This window comes from Algorimicrobium bowmanii, from assembly GCF_054031195.1.
Map to the genome: position 1 here is coordinate 988,887 of NZ_CM132929.1, position 15,704 is coordinate 1,004,590.

Genomic DNA, 15,704 nt, shown 5'->3' on the forward strand with positions numbered 1-15,704 from the left:
ATATTATGAGTGTTGAGGTTCGTTACAACTATCAAATTGATCGGGTGTTTTGCCACAAAAACCACAGGATTCCCCCTCGGTATTAATCATAGGGTTTTGACTTGCACAAGTCCCTGCAAATTTCCCGTCTTTTTTTGCCCATATTTTAATGGCTATTCCAGCAACGGCTATTCCTAATAAGGCTAATGTTATTAAAAAGAGTTTCATAAAATTTGTTTTTGCAAAGATACAGAATTTTGGAAACAAAAAGCCCGCGAGTTTAAAAGAAAACCGCGGGCTTATTTTTTGTTTTTACTATGTTTATTTGTTTAATGTAATTTCGGCTACAGCATTTTCTTTAGTAGCACTTAATTTGCTTCCTTTTTTTTGTTCAATTGTAATGCTTAAAGCTAGAGCATCTTCAGTATAAGGAATGGCTTTTAATTGCCTATCGGTTTCATTTAAGATGCCAAGGTTTATCATTTTGTCTTCTAGTTCAGCCCAAATTTGATAACATTGTTCTTCTGGAAGTTGTGGTAATGAAACCACATCTATCATAGACGTTTTTTCTTTTGGGTTTATGTATGCAACCGTTTTTAAGTTTTTAGCTCGGTTATTACCGTTGATGATATATTTTTCTGTTTCAGGATTGTTTAACTGATTAATCTGACGCATAATTTCATCTAAACGTCTGTTTTTTTCATCTAAATCATCTAAACGATCATAAATTTCATCAGCTATTTTTTGGTTTTCAATTTTTAACAACTGGTTTTGTGTGTAAAAAATATACGAGGACCCAGCAAAAAGTATAGCGGCCAAACTTGCTGCAATGCTAAGTTGCACCCATTTTTTTCTAGACTTCGTATTTGTAATAGGAATTACAGGTGTTTCTACTTCGGACTCTTCTGTTTCAATAGTGTCTAGAATATTATTGAGTACAAATTCTGGTGCTGTAATACTTTGGGTTTGTGCTACCAATTCTAATTTGGTTTGCAAATCGTTATATGCATTTGCTACTTCTGGATATTCAGAAATGTAGTTCTCTACCTTTTCTGTTTCTTCCACTGTCGTTTGGCCTAAAAGATATTTTTCTAATAGGTCAGAATTTAAAAATGTAGTTATTTTATCATTCATGACGTTTTAATTTCTGGTGCATAAATTTTCTTTAATTCACGCAATCCAATTTTTAATCTCGATTTTATAGTGCCTAGTGGGATGTTTAATTCATTACTAGCTTCTTGTTGTGTCATTCCCTCAAAGAAAAGGGCTTTTATTACTATTTGATATTTCTCATCAATAGCACCTAAATGTTTTTGAATATCTAGAACATCTTGGTTTAAACTATCGCCTGTTAAAGTATATACGTCTGAAGCGTCTATTTGGATTTCTTTGTTGGTTTTATTATTGTAAGAACGGACTTTGTCAATAGCTGTGTTATAGGCAATTCTATATAACCATGTAAAGAGCTTGGCTTTTTTAGAATCGTAAGTTTTAGCTTTTTTCCAAACTTTAATAAAAGTTTCCTGTAGCGCGTCTTGTGCTAAGTTGGGGTCTTTAAGCACTTTTGATATTACACCAAATAGGGCGTCGCCATAGTTTTCATATAGTAATGAAATGGCTTTTTTATCACCTTTACCTAGTAAGTCAACTATTTCTTCTTCTATGGGTGTGCTCAAAATATATTTTGGTTGACGTTAATTTATAATATGAAATAGAAAGGTTAAAGTTAAATAATTCTAATTTAATTAAAGGATATTTACTTCTGCTTCAATATCTATATCAAATATTTGTTTTACTGTTTTTTGAATGAGCTTCGAAAATTCAAGTATTTCTTTTCCTGTGGCATCATCATAGTTAACAAGTACCAACGCTTGATTTTTATGAACGCCGTAATTATTGATGCGTTTCCCTTTAAAACCAGTTTTTTCAATTAACCAACCTGCAGGTATTTTTACTTCTGTATCCGAAATTATATAGCCCGGTATGTCGCTAAATTGATTTTTTAAATGTTTATAAGTTTCAGTAGTAACAATAGGATTTTTAAAAAAGCTACCACTATTTCCTATCTCTTTAGGGTCTGGTAATTTACTTTTTCTAATAGCTATAACAGCATCCGAAATGTCTTTGATAGTAGGGGTACTAATAGTCATTTCTTTTAGTTTATCTGAAATTGCTCCATAATTCATATGAAGGCTATGGTTTGTTTTAGTAAGCTTAAAAGTAACGTTGCAAATAACAAACTGACCTTTTATTTCTTGTTTGAAAATAGAATTTCTATAGCCAAAATTACAAGTAGATTTATTAAAAGTTTTTAGCTTTCCTGAAGTGATTTCTATAGCTTCACAGGATAAAAAACAATCTTTTAACTCTACACCATAAGCACCTATATTTTGTATGGGTGCTGTACCTACATTTCCAGGAATTAGAGATAGGTTTTCCAAACCTCCAAAATTATGATCTAGACACCATAGTATAAAATCATGCCAGTTTTCACCAGCATTAGCTTGGATGGTAACCGTGTTTTCTGTTTCAGAAAGTATGGTGATTCCTTTAATATTAACATGAATTACTAAAGCATCAATATCTTTAGTTAATAACATGTTGCTACCACCTCCTAAAATAAATTTTTTAGGATAATTAGGTAAATCCAACACCTTTTGTAGTTCAGAAACAGATTTTACCGACACAAAATGTCTTGCTGTAGCATCTATACCAAAGGTGTTGTATGATTTTAATGATATGTTATTTAAAACTTGCACTAGTCTTTGTAAACTTTAAGGGCTTCTTTTAAAATGTTCACAGCTTTAACTAAGCTTTCTTTATGAAGTACGTATGCAATACGAATTTGGTTCAGGCCAACACCAGGTGTTGAGTAGAACCCTGCGGCAGGAGCAACCATTATCGTTTCGCCATCTATGTCGAAGTTCTGTAATAACCATTGAGCAAAAGCATCGGCATTTTTAATAGGTAGTTCAACGATGCAGTAAAATGCGCCTTTTGGTTTAGCAACTTTAACATTGTCTATTTTTTCTAGTTCTGCAATTAACACATCACGACGCGATACGTATTCTGATTTAACTTCTTCAAAATAACTCTGTGGTGTTTGTAATGCTGCTTCACTAGCAATTTGTGCTAATGTAGGTGGGCTTAAGCGTGCTTGAGCAAATTTTAAAACAGTACTGTTAACTTCTTTGTTTTTTGTAACTAAGGAACCTATTCGTGCACCACACATACTATAACGTTTAGAAACTGAATCAATCATGATAGCATGATCTTTTAAGTTATCTTCCTGCATTATAGAGTAATGCTTAATTCCGTCATAAGTAAATTCACGATATACCTCATCGGCAATTAAAAACAAATCATGTTTGATAACAATCTGGGCTAATTGTTGAATTTCTTCTTTTGTATAAAGGTAACCTGTTGGGTTTCCTGGGTTACAAATTAATATAGCCTTTGTTTTAGGTGTGATTAGTTTCTCAAACTCTTCAATAGGAGGTAAAGCAAAATTATCTTCTATTTTAGAAATAACAGGAACAATATTCACGCCAGAAGCCGTTGAAAACCCGTTGTAATTGGCATAAAATGGCTCGGGAATTATCACTTCGTCATCAACATCCATAATGCTACCAAAGGCAAACATAAGCGCTTCACTACCGCCAGTTGTTACAACAATGTCTTCTTTGTTTATTTGAATATCATGTTTACTATAATAATTAGCAATCTTGGCTCTGTATTCATCAGAACCTTCCGATCTAGTGTATGCTAAAATTTCTAATGAATTAATTTTAACAGCATCCAGTGCAATTTCTGGTGTTTTAATATCGGGTTGACCAATGTTTAGATGGTAAACCGTTTTTCCTTGTTTATAGGCTTCTTCAGCAAAAGGAACAAGTTTTCGAATAGGTGATTGTGGCATTAATGCACCTTTTTGAGATATTTTTGGCATGAGCTTATTGTATTAAAAAGCCAAAGTTCTGAAAATTATATTGATTTATTTGCTAAAGCTTATTGTAAATGTATTTTTAACATAAATAATAACTTATTTTAAGAAAGTGTCCAGCTCTTAGTTTTGTGTAAAATGCTGTATTTCATGTAATAGTATGTAAAGAATTATACTAAATATGCATGTGAAAGATACTAGGGGTTTGGCTAAAAAAAAAACAGCCTTGAGAAATCAAGGCTGTTTTTTTTAATGTAATTTGTTTTGAGTTATTATTGACTCATTACACTTTTGTTTTTCTTTTCTAAAACACTTGTTTTGCTAGGGTCGATAACTTCACCTTTAATTTTAAGTGCTACTGTTGGTGTCTCAGCATTTGATAATACCGTAATAGTTTTACGAATAGGATTTACACGATTCGTATCGTATTTTACTGAAATTTCACCCGTTTTACCAGGAGCAATTGGTCCTTCTGGTTTCTTAGGAACTGTACAGCCACAGCTAGACTTTACGTTAGAAATAATTAAAGGAGCATCGCCCGTGTTTGTAAATTCAAAAACACGAACACCATCAGCGCCTTTTTCAATAACACCATAGTCAATTGTAGTTTCTTTAAATTCGATTTTCGCTACTTTTTCTTGAGCATTAGCGGCAAAACCAATAAGCCCAACAAACAATAAAGTAATAAAATTTTTCATAATTTATATGTTTAATAAGATTGTAAACTTACTCACTTTTTCAGCATTAAGCAAACTTAATCACGCTAATACTCCGTTATAAAAATGTTAAACTTATTTTGTTCGGTATTATACGGTTTTAAATTTTACTGAAAAAAGAAATATAAGTACTTTTGCGTGTTATATTTCAAAAACTATTCCAAAGTATGCAAATTCCATCTAAATACAATGCAAGTCAAGTAGAATCAAAGTGGTATGACTACTGGATGAAACACAACTATTTTCATTCAACACCCGATGATAGAGAGCCTTATACAATTGTTATTCCACCGCCAAATGTTACCGGTGTATTGCATATGGGGCATATGTTAAATAATACCATACAAGATGTTTTAATCCGTCGTGCGCGTTTGCAAGGAAAAAATGCTTGTTGGGTACCAGGTACCGATCACGCATCTATTGCTACCGAAGCTAAAGTTGTAGCACGTTTAAAAGAGCAGGGTATTGATAAAAACGATTTAACACGCGAAGAATTTTTAGAACATGCATGGGAGTGGACTCATGAATATGGTGGTGTTATTTTAGAGCAACTTAAAAAGTTGGGTTGTTCATGTGATTGGGATAGAACCAAATTTACGATGGACCCGGATATGTCGGAAGCCGTAGTGAAAGTCTTCGTTGATTTGTACAATAAAGGGATGATTTATAGAGGGTACCGTATGGTAAACTGGGACCCTGAAGCAAAAACGACTTTGTCTGATGAGGAAGTTATTCATGAAGAAAGACAAGGTAACCTTTACTATATTAATTATAAAATTGAAGGTAGTGACGATACATTAACAATTGCAACAACACGTCCAGAAACTATTTTCGGTGATACAGCTATCTGTATTAATCCTGAAGATACGCGTTTTGCGCATTTGCGTGGTAAAAAAGCTGTTGTACCTATCTGTGGAAGAGTAATTCCAATTATTGAGGATGAGTATGTAGATTTAGAATTTGGTACGGGCTGTCTTAAAGTAACACCTGCACACGATGAAAATGATAAGAACCTTGGTGATAAACATAAACTAGAAGTTATTGATATTTTTCATGAAGATGCCACGCTTAATAGTTTTGGTTTACAGTTTGAAGGTCAAGATCGTTTTGTGGCGCGTAAGAATGTTGCAAAAGAATTAGAAGCATTAGGTGTTTTAGTGAAAACTGAAGTACACATGAATAAAGTTGGTACATCAGAACGTACCAAAGCTGTTATTGAGCCACGATTAAGCGATCAGTGGTTCTTGAAAATGGAAGATTTAGTTAAGCCTGCAATTGAAGCCGTTTTAGGTGAAGATGCCGAGGTGAAATTATTTCCAAAGAAATTTGAAAATACCTACAGACACTGGATGGAGAATATCCGTGATTGGAACATTTCAAGGCAGTTGTTATGGGGGCAGCAAATACCAGCGTATTTTTATGGAGATGGAAAAGAAGATTTTGTTGTAGCCGAATCAATTGAAGAGGCAGTAACATTAGCTCAAAAGAAAACGAATAACCCAGAAATATCAGCTGCCAATTTAACACAAGATAAGGACGCATTAGACACATGGTTCTCTTCATGGCTTTGGCCAATGAGTGTTTTTGATGGTATTAGAAATCCAGAAAATGAAGAAATAAAATATTATTATCCAACTAACGATTTAGTTACAGGGCCTGATATTCTATTCTTTTGGGTAGCTCGAATGATTATTGCAGGTTATGAATATAAAGATCAAAAACCATTTAACAATGTATATCTAACAGGCTTAGTACGTGATAAACAACGTCGTAAAATGAGTAAGTCTTTAGGGAATTCTCCAGATGCTTTAAAGCTTATTGAGGATTACGGTGCAGATGGTGTTCGTGTTGGTTTGTTGTTAAGTTCAGCAGCAGGAAATGATTTGATGTTTGATGAAGCGCTTTGCCAGCAAGGTAAAGGGTTTGCGAATAAAATATGGAATGCCTTCCGTTTAATAAAAGGTTGGGAGGTTAGTGATACCATTCCACAACCGGAGTCTAGTAAAATAGCTCTTGAGTGGTTTGATGCTAAATTTCAAGAAACATTACTGGAAATTGAAGACCACTTTAGTAAGTATCGTTTGTCTGATGCTTTAATGGCAACATATAAGCTTATTTGGGATGATTTTGCTTCTTGGTTATTAGAGATTGTTAAACCAGCATACCAGCAACCTATTGATGCTAAAACTTTAGAAGTTGTTATTGAGAAGTTTGAAAACCTCTTAAAAATATTACACCCATTTATGCCGTTCTTAACAGAAGAAATTTGGCAATTTATGGAAGAGCGTAAACCAGAAGATGCTTTAATTGTAACGGCTTGGCCTGAACAAAAGCCTGTAAATGCAGACTTATTAGCAAACTTTACTTTTATGCAAGATGTTGTTTCTGGAATTAGAACCATCCGAAAGGATAAAAATATTCCATTTAAAGATGCTATTGGTTTTTCTGTTTTAAATAATGATGAGGTTTCTAAAGCATTAGACACCGTTATTATGAAGCTTGGTAATTTAGAAGATGTTAATTATGTAGATGGACCTGTAGATGGAGCATTAACATTCCGTGTAAAATCTAATGAATATTTTATCCCTGTAGCCGGAGCTATAAACGTAGAAGAAGAGGTTAAAAAATTAGAGGACGAATTGAAATATACAGAAGGATTCTTGAAATCTGTTCAGAAGAAACTATCTAACGAGCGATTTGTTGGAGGTGCTCCAGAGCAAGTTATTGCAAACGAAAGAAAAAAAGAAGCAGATGCTTTAGCTAAAATTGAAACTTTAAAAAGTAGTTTGGCTAGTTTAAAGTAACATAATAGATTATTTATAAAAAAGCCTTTTTGATAACAAAAAGGCTTTTTTTATTCTATAGGCTAAGTGTATCAGGTTTTTAGTTTATCTTTTCTTTAAGTAGAATTTAAGTATCATTGTAACAAGTTACACGTTTAAATTATGTGTCATATTAATTAGTATTAGAAATGAAAAGAAAATCGCTATATGGCTTGATTGCTATAATTTTACTGTTTGGAGTCTATGGATATGAGTTCTATTTGGATGTAAATGAAGAACAAGAAATATCAGAATCGGCTTCAGAAGTTAAGAATTATGAGATTGCCTCTTTTTTACCAACCAGTACCACAGGGCAAGTTGTTCATCATAAGGGTTATACACTGAGTTATAATGAACCCTTTGAGCAGGCTGAGTGGGTAGCTTATCAATTGCAAAAACAAGATGTTGTAAAAACAAATTTTAAGCGTCCCTACTTTGAAATTGATAAAGCAGTAAAAACAGGTGCTGCTAGTTGGAGAAACTATAAGAACTCAGGATATGATAAGGGGCATTTATGTCCTGCTGCTGATAGACGTTATAGTCAAGAGGCACATGATGAAACTTTTTTAACAAGTAATATTAGTCCTCAGGAACATGATTTTAATGCTGGAATTTGGAATACACTAGAACAGAAAACTAGGTATTGGGCGGTAAAGTATAATGGTGTTTTTGTTGTTACTGGAGGTGTGTTAGATACAGGGTTAAAGACTATTGGTAGTGAGAATGTTGCTGTTCCAAATCAATTTTATAAAATTATATTCAACTACAATAATGGAGATCCAAAGGTGTTAGCTTTTTTAATGCCACATGAAAATTCTAGTAAGCCTTTGTATACATTTGTTGTTTCGGTGGATAGAGTTGAAACATTAACAGGAATTGATTTTTTTCCTGAACTCGACGATGCTATTGAGGCTGAAATTGAAGCTTCTAGTAATTATAAAAGTTGGCAGTTTTAAAGAAGGGATTAGCTAAACTTCTTAAGGATGCCTTCCCATCGTAGTTTTCTTATAAACGCTCCTTGCTCTTCGGTTACTAAAGGTGTTGTTTTATTTCTTTTTGCTTTTAAATACCCTGTCATATAATGGCTGAACATTTGTAAGCTTCTCTTCTTATAGGCTAGTTTTACCGCTGAAATAAGTGTTATTGTAAACCCATAACGCATTTTGTACATAGCTTCTCCTTGAAGGTGTTTAGAGGCTTTGTTGTAGCTCTTTCCTGTGGGTTTTAAATGCTTTACTTTTAGAGTTTCATCGGTTAGTAGTTCCCAGTTATAAAATTTAGCTAATAATTCGTCAACGGTATCCCAACCCATGGATGGTTTTAATTGTCCAATATCCATGAAGCAATTTTTTCTATATGCTTTTAAAGCGCCTCGGATATGATCTTTGCGAGTTAGATTTTCTAAGATCCATCTGTTGTTATTTTGTATATAACAAAACCCAGAAACCAAACCTAATTTCTTGTTGTTATTAAAATGAAAGGCTAATTGTTCGAGATAATTTTCTGGAAAAATTAAATCAGCATCAAATTTACAGATTACATCATAATTGCTGTCGAGTGTTTCGTATCCTTTATAAAAGGCATTAATAATTTTACTGCCTGGTAAGTGTTTGTTGGATGAGGTTGTATTAATAAGAGTCACCCAATTGTATTGTTTTGAAAACTCCTTAACAATAGCTTCTGTAGCATCAGTGGAGTTATCGTTTACAACAACCAATTGTTTTGGTAATAAACTTTGCTGTACTAAAGACTGTAACGTTTTAGCTATGTAATCCGCTTCGTTATGTGCTGGTATAACAATGTAAAAATTCACGTAATTTAGTTTATGGCATTGGGTTTATGCGCGTTCAGCATAAACAATATAATATCTAGGTGTGAACCATCTTAATAGCGGTCGAATTCCAATTTTTTTAGTTGGATTAGTCCATTTAGCGCTGTCTTTTATTTTCCAGCCTGCTTTCTCCAAAAGCCAATCAAATTGCCAGTCCTCAAACTCATGAAAATGTCTATCCCACATGTCGGTTTTGCTTCTGTAAGCTGGCGAAAACCATAATTTTAGAGGTATGCTTACCACAATTTTATCAGCTTTTATACTTTGCAAAACTGTAAAAGGAGACAATAAGTGTTCAAATATTTCAAAAGCTGTTACAACTTCTGCTTTCGAATTTTCTATAGCTGCTGTTTGGAGGTCTAAATCTTCACCTGTAGTATTGGTAACTTGATACCCTATTTCTTTCATTATTGGTGTGAAAGGATTTTCTACACCTAAATCTAAAATGCTCGAGTTTGTATCAATATGCTTCTTAAGAAATTCAGCAGTTAGCTTAAAACGTTTGTTTGGATATGTTTTTTCGTACATGAATAAGATCCTTGAATGCCGGGATTCGGTTTTTTAGAACTTGTAAACTATGGCGTTAATGTTCATACCGGCACCAACACTAGCAAACATTATTAAGTCGCCTTCACTTATGCTGTGACCTTCTAGTTCTCCTTTAACAATTAAATCGAAAAGGGTAGGCACCGTAGCAACACTTGAGTTTCCTAATTTATTAATGGTCATAGGCATGATTTTTTCTGGCATTTCCATATCATAAAGCTTATAAAATCTATTTACGATAGCTTCATCCATTTTTTCATTGGCTTGATGAATTAGGATTTTCTTTAAATCTGTAATCTGATATCCACTTTCGTTTAAACACGCTTTCATTGCGGTAGGTACATGGTTTAATGCAAACTCATATATTTTTCTACCATACATTTTTATATAGCGACGCTTATCTGAAATAGCTGGGTTATTAGTTTCTCCAAAATAAATAAAATGTGCCTCATCCAATGCATAGGTTGCACTTTGGTGTTCTATAATACCGCCAGGCTTATCTGTGTCTTCCAAAATAACGGCGCCAGCACCATCACTATAAATCATAGAATCTCTATCGTGCTTATCAATAACACGAGATAAAGTTTCTGCTCCAATAACTAAGCATTTTTTAGCTATACCAGATTTAATAAATGCATTTGCCTGAATAAGCCCTTCGTTCCATCCTGGACATCCAAAAAGAAGATCATAGGCAACGCATTTAGGTGTTTTTATACCTAAAAGGTGTTTTACTCTTGAAGCAATACTTGGTACAGTATCGCTTTGTACTGTATTGTGTTTTACATCACCATAGTTGTGACCTACAATAATGTAATCAATATCTTCTTGGTTAATTTGAGCATCTTCAATGGCTTTTTGAGCAGCATAGAATGCTAAGTCCGATGTTGTAAGATTGTTTTCAGCATAGCGACGTTCACCAATACCTGTAATGGCTTTAAATTTCTCAATAATAACCTCGTTATTTTGTTTTATTGACGATCCGTCATTATTAATGAATGTATGTTCTTTAAAGTCAGAGTTTCTCTCAATACTTTTGGGAATGTAACTACCAGTTCCAGTGATTCTTATTGCCATATATTTATATGAAATTTTATTGGGTAAGTACTAAATTAGTTAATATTAAACTCTTTTAGGCTACTAATGAATAGTATTGTTTGTTTTTTTATGAATATCTTAAAAAAAATAAGAGATATTAAATATTTATTAAAAAGAAAGCCTTCTGTTACGAAGGCTTTCTAAATAATTTTATAATTGTAATCAGGCTTCCATATATTCTTCTATTGGAGCACAAGTACAAAATAAATTTCTATCACCAAAGGCATCATTTACACGTCTTACAGTTGGCCAAAATTTATTCTCTCTAACATGAGCAATTGGATATGCAGCTTGCTCTCGTGTATATGGCATTAACCACTCGTCTGATGTAATCATGTCTAAAGTATGTGGTGCATTCTTTAAAACATTATTTGTGTCTTCTTTTGAAGTAGCGTCAATTTCTTTTCTAATAGAAATCATAGCATCACAAAAACGATCCATTTCAGCTTTACTTTCGCTTTCTGTTGGTTCAATCATTAGGGTTCCTGCTACAGGGAAAGATACTGTAGGTGCATGGAAGCCATAATCCATTAAACGTTTCGCAATATCAGTTACTTCAATACCGTTTTGTTTAAAAGCACGGCAATCAACAATCATTTCGTGTGCAGCACGTCCACGTTCTCCAGAGTATAACGTATCGAACTGACCTTCTAAACGGCTTTTAATATAATTGGCATTTAAAATAGCTATTTTGGTAGAGTCAGTTAAGCCTTTAGCGCCAAGCATTTTAATATAACCATAAGAAATTAAGCATACTAATGAAGAACCAAAAGGAGCTCCAGATATAGCTGATATAGCGTTTGTTCCTCCCGTTTTAATTACTGGGTTGCTAGGTAAAAATGGTGCTAATTGTTTAGCTACGCAAATTGGACCTACACCAGGACCACCACCACCATGAGGGATAGCAAATGTTTTATGTAAGTTTAAGTGACAAACATCTGCACCAATATTACCAGGATTTGTTAATCCTACTTGTGCATTCATGTTGGCGCCATCCATATAAACTTGACCACCATTATCATGAATTATTTGTGTTATTTCTTTAATAGCAGATTCATAAACACCGTGTGTAGATGGATATGTAACCATAATACAAGATAAATTATCTTTATGTAATTCTGCTTTTTCACGTAAATCTTCTACATCAATGTTTCCTTTATCAGTTGATTTTGTAACAACAACTTTCATTCCTGCCATAACTGCACTTGCAGGATTTGTACCATGTGCAGATGAAGGAATTAAGCAAATATTTCTATGATGATCTCCACGTGATTCATGATAGGCTTTAATAACCATAAGACCTGCAAATTCACCTTGAGCACCTGAATTAGGTTGTAATGATGTTGCAGCAAAACCCGTGATTTCTGTTAATTGATCTTCTAGCTCTTTTAATACGGTTAAGTAACCTTCAGCTTGATCAGCAGGAACAAATGGGTGAATAGTTCCCCAGTTTGGAGAGCTTAATGGAAGCATTTCTGCTGCGGCATTAAGTTTCATTGTACATGAACCTAACGATATCATAGAGTGATTTAATGATAAATCTTTACGTTCTAATTTTTTAATATAACGCATTAATTCCGTTTCAGAATGATGGGAGTTAAAGACATCTAAAGTTAAAAATTTAGAGGTTCTCTGTAGCGATTCTGTAACCATGTTAGTCTCAGTAAGGCTATCTATTGTTAGCGTTTCTTTATTTGCAACATCAGCAAAGATGGCTACAATTTGATTAGCATCTTGTAATGTTGTTGTTTCATTTATTGAAATTGTAACCGTTTCAGCATTTGGGTAATAGAAATTTACACCTGCTTTTTCGGCTGCTGTTTTTACCTTTTCGGCATCAGCCTTAATTTTAATAGTATCAAAGTAAGCCGAGTTTAATTGGCTGAATCCTAATTCTTCAAGTTTGTTTGCAACAGAATTGGCTGTAAAGTGTACACGGTTAGCAATAAACTCTAAGCCTTTTGGTCCGTGATATACAGAGTACATACCTGCCATAACAGCTAATAAAACTTGAGCTGTACAAATGTTAGAAGTTGCTTTATCACGTTTTATGTGTTGTTCACGAGTTTGTAACGCCATACGTAAGGCGCGGTTGCCATTCATATCTTTAGTTACGCCAATAATACGTCCAGGAATATCACGCTTATATTTTTCTTTAGTAGCAAAATATGCAGCATGAGGTCCACCATATCCCATTGGTACACCAAAACGTTGTGTTGTACCTACTACAACATCGGCACCAAATTTACCTGGTGCTTCTAACTTAACAAGACTTAAAATATCGGCTGCAACAGCAACTTTAATATCTTGAGCGTTTGCGTTAGCAATGAATGTTTTTATATCTGTTATCTGTCCATCTTTTCCTGGGTATTGTAAAATAGCTCCGAAAAATTCAGATGAAAAATCAAAACTATCTTCACTTCCTATAACAAGTTCAATCCCGATAGGGTTAGCACGTGTTTCTAGTAATGATAAAGTTTGAGGTAAAATGTTTTCTGAAACAAAAAACTTATTGATTTTTGCTTTCTTTTGGTCGCGAGATCTTACTGCAAAAAGTAAGCTCATAGCTTCTGCAGCTGCCGTACTTTCATCTAAAAGCGATGCATTTGCTAATTCCATACCTGTTAAATCGGAAACCATGGTTTGGAAGTTTAGAAGTGCTTCAAGTCTTCCTTGAGCAATTTCAGCTTGATACGGAGTGTATGCTGTATACCAACCTGGGTTCTCTAAAATGTTACGTTGAATAACGGCTGGTAGGATGGTTGGGTGGTAGCCTAAACCTATGTAAGTTTTATAGGTTTTGTTAAGTTTTGATAATTCATGAATATGTGTCAAGTACTCTTGCTCACTCATGGCGTCATCAAGATTTAACTCATTTTTTAATCGGATGTCATCAGGAACAGTCTCATAAATAAGTTGATCTAATGTGTCTACTCCAATAGTTTTTAACATGCGATTTTGGTCATCTTCTCTAGGACCAATATGACGTTGTGCGAAAACATTTGTATTCATTAAAAAGTTGTGTTGAATTTAGGCTGCAAATTTACGGAATTATTAATGTTTAAGTGTTAATGAAAATGAAAGTTTTTAACCAATTGGTTTTGTTATTAACACTTTGTGTACTTTTGTTATATGCGATTTATGAAACAGGTATTTGATTTTTATTTAGACTGTAGTGTCCATGTTGCTTTAGCGGTCTTTTCGTTAAGTTGGATGACCTTAATAGAATATGATATACCTTTTGATGCTCCAGTGTTATTTTTTATATTTTTTGCGAGTATTACGGGTTATAATTTTGTAAAATTCTTTGGATTGGCAAAGTTTCATCATCGTAGGCTTTCTATTTGGTTGAAGCGTATTCAGGTTGTTTCTCTTGTCAGTTTTTTATTGATGGGGTATTTTGCTTATGAATTGCAAGCAAAAACATTGATGTTGCTAGCGGGTTTTGGGCTTGTAACATTTTTGTACGCTATACCATTTCTGCCTAAAAAAATGTTTGTGGATCAGCAGCAGAATTTAAGGAATATCAGTGGTGTTAAAGTGTATGTTATTGCTTTGGTATGGGCTGGTGTAACGGTATTTATCCCTTTGTTAAATAACAATCACTTATTAGAAGTCACGGTTATTTGGGCTTTTATTCAGCGTTTTATACTTGTTTTAGCTTTAATGTTGCCTTTTGAAATTCGGGATATGCAGTTTGATAGCATTAAATTAGGTACCATTCCACAAAAGATAGGCGTTGTTAACACCAAGATAATGGGTGTTGTTTTAGCTGTATTGTTTTTAGCTCTGGAGTTTTTATTACCATGTAGCGGATCTATAAAATTAATTACACAGCTCCTAATTACATTGTTGTTAATAGCAAGTATTGTAATGGCAACTAAGGAGCAAGGAAAATATTATAGCGGATTTTGGGTAGAGAGTATACCTGTATTTTGGTTGTTATTGGTGCTTTTGTTTAGATAGTTCTTTTTCAAATTCGCTTTTTATTTCTAAACGCTCGTTTGTTTTTAAACAGTTAATGTTAGAGCTTTCTATAGAGTTTGAAAGCTTGGCGTTTTTCTTTACATAAGATCGGGTGACACGGCAATAGCCATATCGTAGCATGAGTTTAAATTTCTCCCAGCCTGTAGCTTCATTATATTGTGATTTATCGCAAATATGCTGTGCTTCTTCACAAGAAATAAATAGATGATTCTTTTTCATTGTCTTAATTAAACCAAGTTTGTTCCATGCATTCTGCCATAGCAGTTCGGGCTCTATGGATAATTACCCATAAGTTAGACGCTGTAATGTTTAATTCATTACATATTATTTCTGTTTCAATACCCTCAATAGTTTTCATTTTGAAAACGGTTGCTTGCTTTTCAGGTAGTTTTCCTAGGCAATTATATATAGCGTCGCCTAATTCGTTGTTCTCTAAAGTGTCTTCTGCAGTTTTGTCAAATGGGTCGGCAATACGTTCTTCTAGCCAATCGCCTTCGTCTTCTTGGCTGTTGTATGCCATGCGAACTTCTGCTTGACCTTTTTTTGAATTAATTTTACGATAGTGGTCAATGATTTTTCGCTTTAAAATAGAAACTAGCCAAGTACGCTCGCTTGCTTCTCCTTTAAAGTTTTTCATAGACTTTAATCCAGCAAAAAAGGTTTCCTGTACCAAATCCTTTGAAATTTCACGATCATTAACACGCGTTATGGTGAAATTAAATAAGTAATCTGAATAGCTATCAATCCACTGGTCTGGATTTATTTGATGTTTAGGCATATTGCTG

Annotated in this window: 15 protein-coding genes; 3 read left to right on the plus strand and 12 right to left on the minus strand. The window is 33.8% G+C overall.

Going from position 1 to position 15,704, the window contains the following annotated elements; genetic code table 11:
- Nucleotides 1-3: 3 nt before the first annotated feature.
- From ACW5R3_RS04295 to ACW5R3_RS04320, 6 genes are all read right to left on the minus strand, one after another.
- Nucleotides 4-207: a membrane or secreted protein gene (locus ACW5R3_RS04295; RefSeq protein ID WP_456578396.1), complete on the minus strand. Its 204-nt coding sequence runs from the start codon at nucleotides 205-207 to the stop codon at nucleotides 4-6.
- A 93-nt stretch (nucleotides 208-300) separates the two neighbouring features.
- The gene (locus tag ACW5R3_RS04300; protein ID WP_456578397.1) at nucleotides 301-1,113 is read right to left on the minus strand and encodes an anti-sigma factor domain-containing protein; all 813 of its coding nucleotides are present in this window, start codon (nucleotides 1,111-1,113) and stop codon (nucleotides 301-303) included.
- Nucleotides 1,110-1,655, minus strand: coding sequence for an RNA polymerase sigma factor (locus tag ACW5R3_RS04305; protein ID WP_456578398.1), 546 nt, complete (start codon nucleotides 1,653-1,655; stop codon nucleotides 1,110-1,112). The genes ACW5R3_RS04300 and ACW5R3_RS04305 overlap by 4 nt, the downstream gene beginning before the upstream one ends.
- 69 nt (nucleotides 1,656-1,724) lie before the next feature.
- Nucleotides 1,725-2,738 (minus strand): UDP-N-acetylmuramate dehydrogenase, encoded by a 1,014-nt coding sequence (gene murB / locus ACW5R3_RS04310; protein WP_456578399.1) that lies wholly within the window; start codon nucleotides 2,736-2,738, stop codon nucleotides 1,725-1,727.
- Complete coding sequence (locus tag ACW5R3_RS04315; protein ID WP_456578400.1) at nucleotides 2,738-3,928, minus strand: pyridoxal phosphate-dependent aminotransferase; 1,191 nt, start codon at nucleotides 3,926-3,928, stop codon at nucleotides 2,738-2,740. The genes murB and ACW5R3_RS04315 overlap by 1 nt, the downstream gene beginning before the upstream one ends.
- Nucleotides 3,929-4,194: 266 nt before the next feature.
- Entirely contained in the window at nucleotides 4,195-4,620 is a 426-nt protein-coding gene (locus ACW5R3_RS04320) for a DUF1573 domain-containing protein (protein ID WP_456578401.1), read from the minus strand.
- Nucleotides 4,621-4,805: 185 nt separating this feature from the next.
- On the opposite strand from ACW5R3_RS04320, the gene ACW5R3_RS04325 reads away from it, so the two are divergent.
- A complete protein-coding gene (locus tag ACW5R3_RS04325; protein WP_456578402.1) occupies nucleotides 4,806-7,442 on the plus strand; it encodes a valine--tRNA ligase in 2,637 nt (878 codons plus the stop codon).
- A 167-nt stretch (nucleotides 7,443-7,609) separates the two neighbouring features.
- On the plus strand, nucleotides 7,610-8,416 hold the full coding sequence (locus ACW5R3_RS04330; RefSeq protein ID WP_456578403.1) for a DNA/RNA non-specific endonuclease: 807 nt from the start codon (nucleotides 7,610-7,612) through the stop codon (nucleotides 8,414-8,416).
- An 8-nt stretch (nucleotides 8,417-8,424) separates the two neighbouring features.
- On the opposite strand, the gene ACW5R3_RS04335 is transcribed toward ACW5R3_RS04330, so the two are convergent.
- The 4 genes from ACW5R3_RS04335 to gcvP all read right to left on the minus strand — a co-directional run bounded on the left by ACW5R3_RS04335 (nucleotide 8,425) and on the right by gcvP (nucleotide 13,944).
- A complete protein-coding gene (locus ACW5R3_RS04335; protein ID WP_456578404.1) occupies nucleotides 8,425-9,273 on the minus strand; it encodes a glycosyltransferase family 2 protein in 849 nt (282 codons plus the stop codon).
- Nucleotides 9,274-9,297: 24 nt separating this feature from the next.
- Nucleotides 9,298-9,819: a methyltransferase gene (locus tag ACW5R3_RS04340; protein ID WP_456578405.1), complete on the minus strand. Its 522-nt coding sequence runs from the start codon at nucleotides 9,817-9,819 to the stop codon at nucleotides 9,298-9,300.
- 33 nt (nucleotides 9,820-9,852) lie between these two features.
- Complete coding sequence (locus ACW5R3_RS04345) at nucleotides 9,853-10,911, minus strand: 3-oxoacyl-ACP synthase III family protein (protein WP_456578406.1); 1,059 nt, start codon at nucleotides 10,909-10,911, stop codon at nucleotides 9,853-9,855.
- Nucleotides 10,912-11,094: 183 nt separating this feature from the next.
- Nucleotides 11,095-13,944, minus strand: a complete 2,850-nt coding sequence (gene gcvP, locus ACW5R3_RS04350) for an aminomethyl-transferring glycine dehydrogenase (RefSeq protein ID WP_456578407.1) — start codon at nucleotides 13,942-13,944, stop codon at nucleotides 11,095-11,097.
- A 129-nt stretch (nucleotides 13,945-14,073) separates the two neighbouring features.
- Here gcvP and ACW5R3_RS04355 point away from each other — a divergent pair, with 129 nt between their 5' ends.
- Nucleotides 14,074-14,898 carry a hypothetical protein gene (locus tag ACW5R3_RS04355; RefSeq protein WP_456578408.1) on the plus strand — a complete coding sequence of 275 codons (825 nt, stop codon included), beginning with the start codon at nucleotides 14,074-14,076 and terminating at the stop codon, nucleotides 14,896-14,898.
- On the opposite strand, the gene ACW5R3_RS04360 is transcribed toward ACW5R3_RS04355, so the two are convergent.
- Together ACW5R3_RS04360 and ACW5R3_RS04365 are read right to left on the minus strand one after the other, a co-directional pair.
- Nucleotides 14,875-15,138, minus strand: a complete 264-nt coding sequence (locus ACW5R3_RS04360; protein ID WP_456578409.1) for a hypothetical protein — start codon at nucleotides 15,136-15,138, stop codon at nucleotides 14,875-14,877. The two genes, ACW5R3_RS04355 and ACW5R3_RS04360, sit on opposite strands and share 24 nt — an antisense overlap.
- A gap of 4 nt (nucleotides 15,139-15,142) precedes the next feature.
- The gene (locus ACW5R3_RS04365; RefSeq protein ID WP_456578410.1) at nucleotides 15,143-15,697 is read right to left on the minus strand and encodes a sigma-70 family RNA polymerase sigma factor; all 555 of its coding nucleotides are present in this window, start codon (nucleotides 15,695-15,697) and stop codon (nucleotides 15,143-15,145) included.
- Nucleotides 15,698-15,704 lie beyond the last annotated feature (7 nt).

Coding starts and splice junctions, on each gene's coding strand:
- ACW5R3_RS04315 (WP_456578400.1), bottom strand. CDS start 3,928: ATGCCAAAAATATCTCAAAAAGGTGCATTAATGCCACAATCACCTATT.
- ACW5R3_RS04355 (WP_456578408.1), top strand. CDS start 14,074: ATGAAACAGGTATTTGATTTTTATTTAGACTGTAGTGTCCATGTTGCT.
- ACW5R3_RS04345 (WP_456578406.1), bottom strand. CDS start 10,911: ATGGCAATAAGAATCACTGGAACTGGTAGTTACATTCCCAAAAGTATT.
- ACW5R3_RS04295 (WP_456578396.1), bottom strand. CDS start 207: ATGAAACTCTTTTTAATAACATTAGCCTTATTAGGAATAGCCGTTGCT.
- ACW5R3_RS04330 (WP_456578403.1), top strand. CDS start 7,610: ATGAAAAGAAAATCGCTATATGGCTTGATTGCTATAATTTTACTGTTT.
- ACW5R3_RS04320 (WP_456578401.1), bottom strand. CDS start 4,620: ATGAAAAATTTTATTACTTTATTGTTTGTTGGGCTTATTGGTTTTGCC.
- ACW5R3_RS04340 (WP_456578405.1), bottom strand. CDS start 9,819: ATGTACGAAAAAACATATCCAAACAAACGTTTTAAGCTAACTGCTGAA.
- ACW5R3_RS04360 (WP_456578409.1), bottom strand. CDS start 15,138: ATGAAAAAGAATCATCTATTTATTTCTTGTGAAGAAGCACAGCATATT.
- ACW5R3_RS04325 (WP_456578402.1), top strand. CDS start 4,806: ATGCAAATTCCATCTAAATACAATGCAAGTCAAGTAGAATCAAAGTGG.
- ACW5R3_RS04300 (WP_456578397.1), bottom strand. CDS start 1,113: ATGAATGATAAAATAACTACATTTTTAAATTCTGACCTATTAGAAAAA.
- ACW5R3_RS04365 (WP_456578410.1), bottom strand. CDS start 15,697: ATGCCTAAACATCAAATAAATCCAGACCAGTGGATTGATAGCTATTCA.
- gcvP (WP_456578407.1), bottom strand. CDS start 13,944: ATGAATACAAATGTTTTCGCACAACGTCATATTGGTCCTAGAGAAGAT.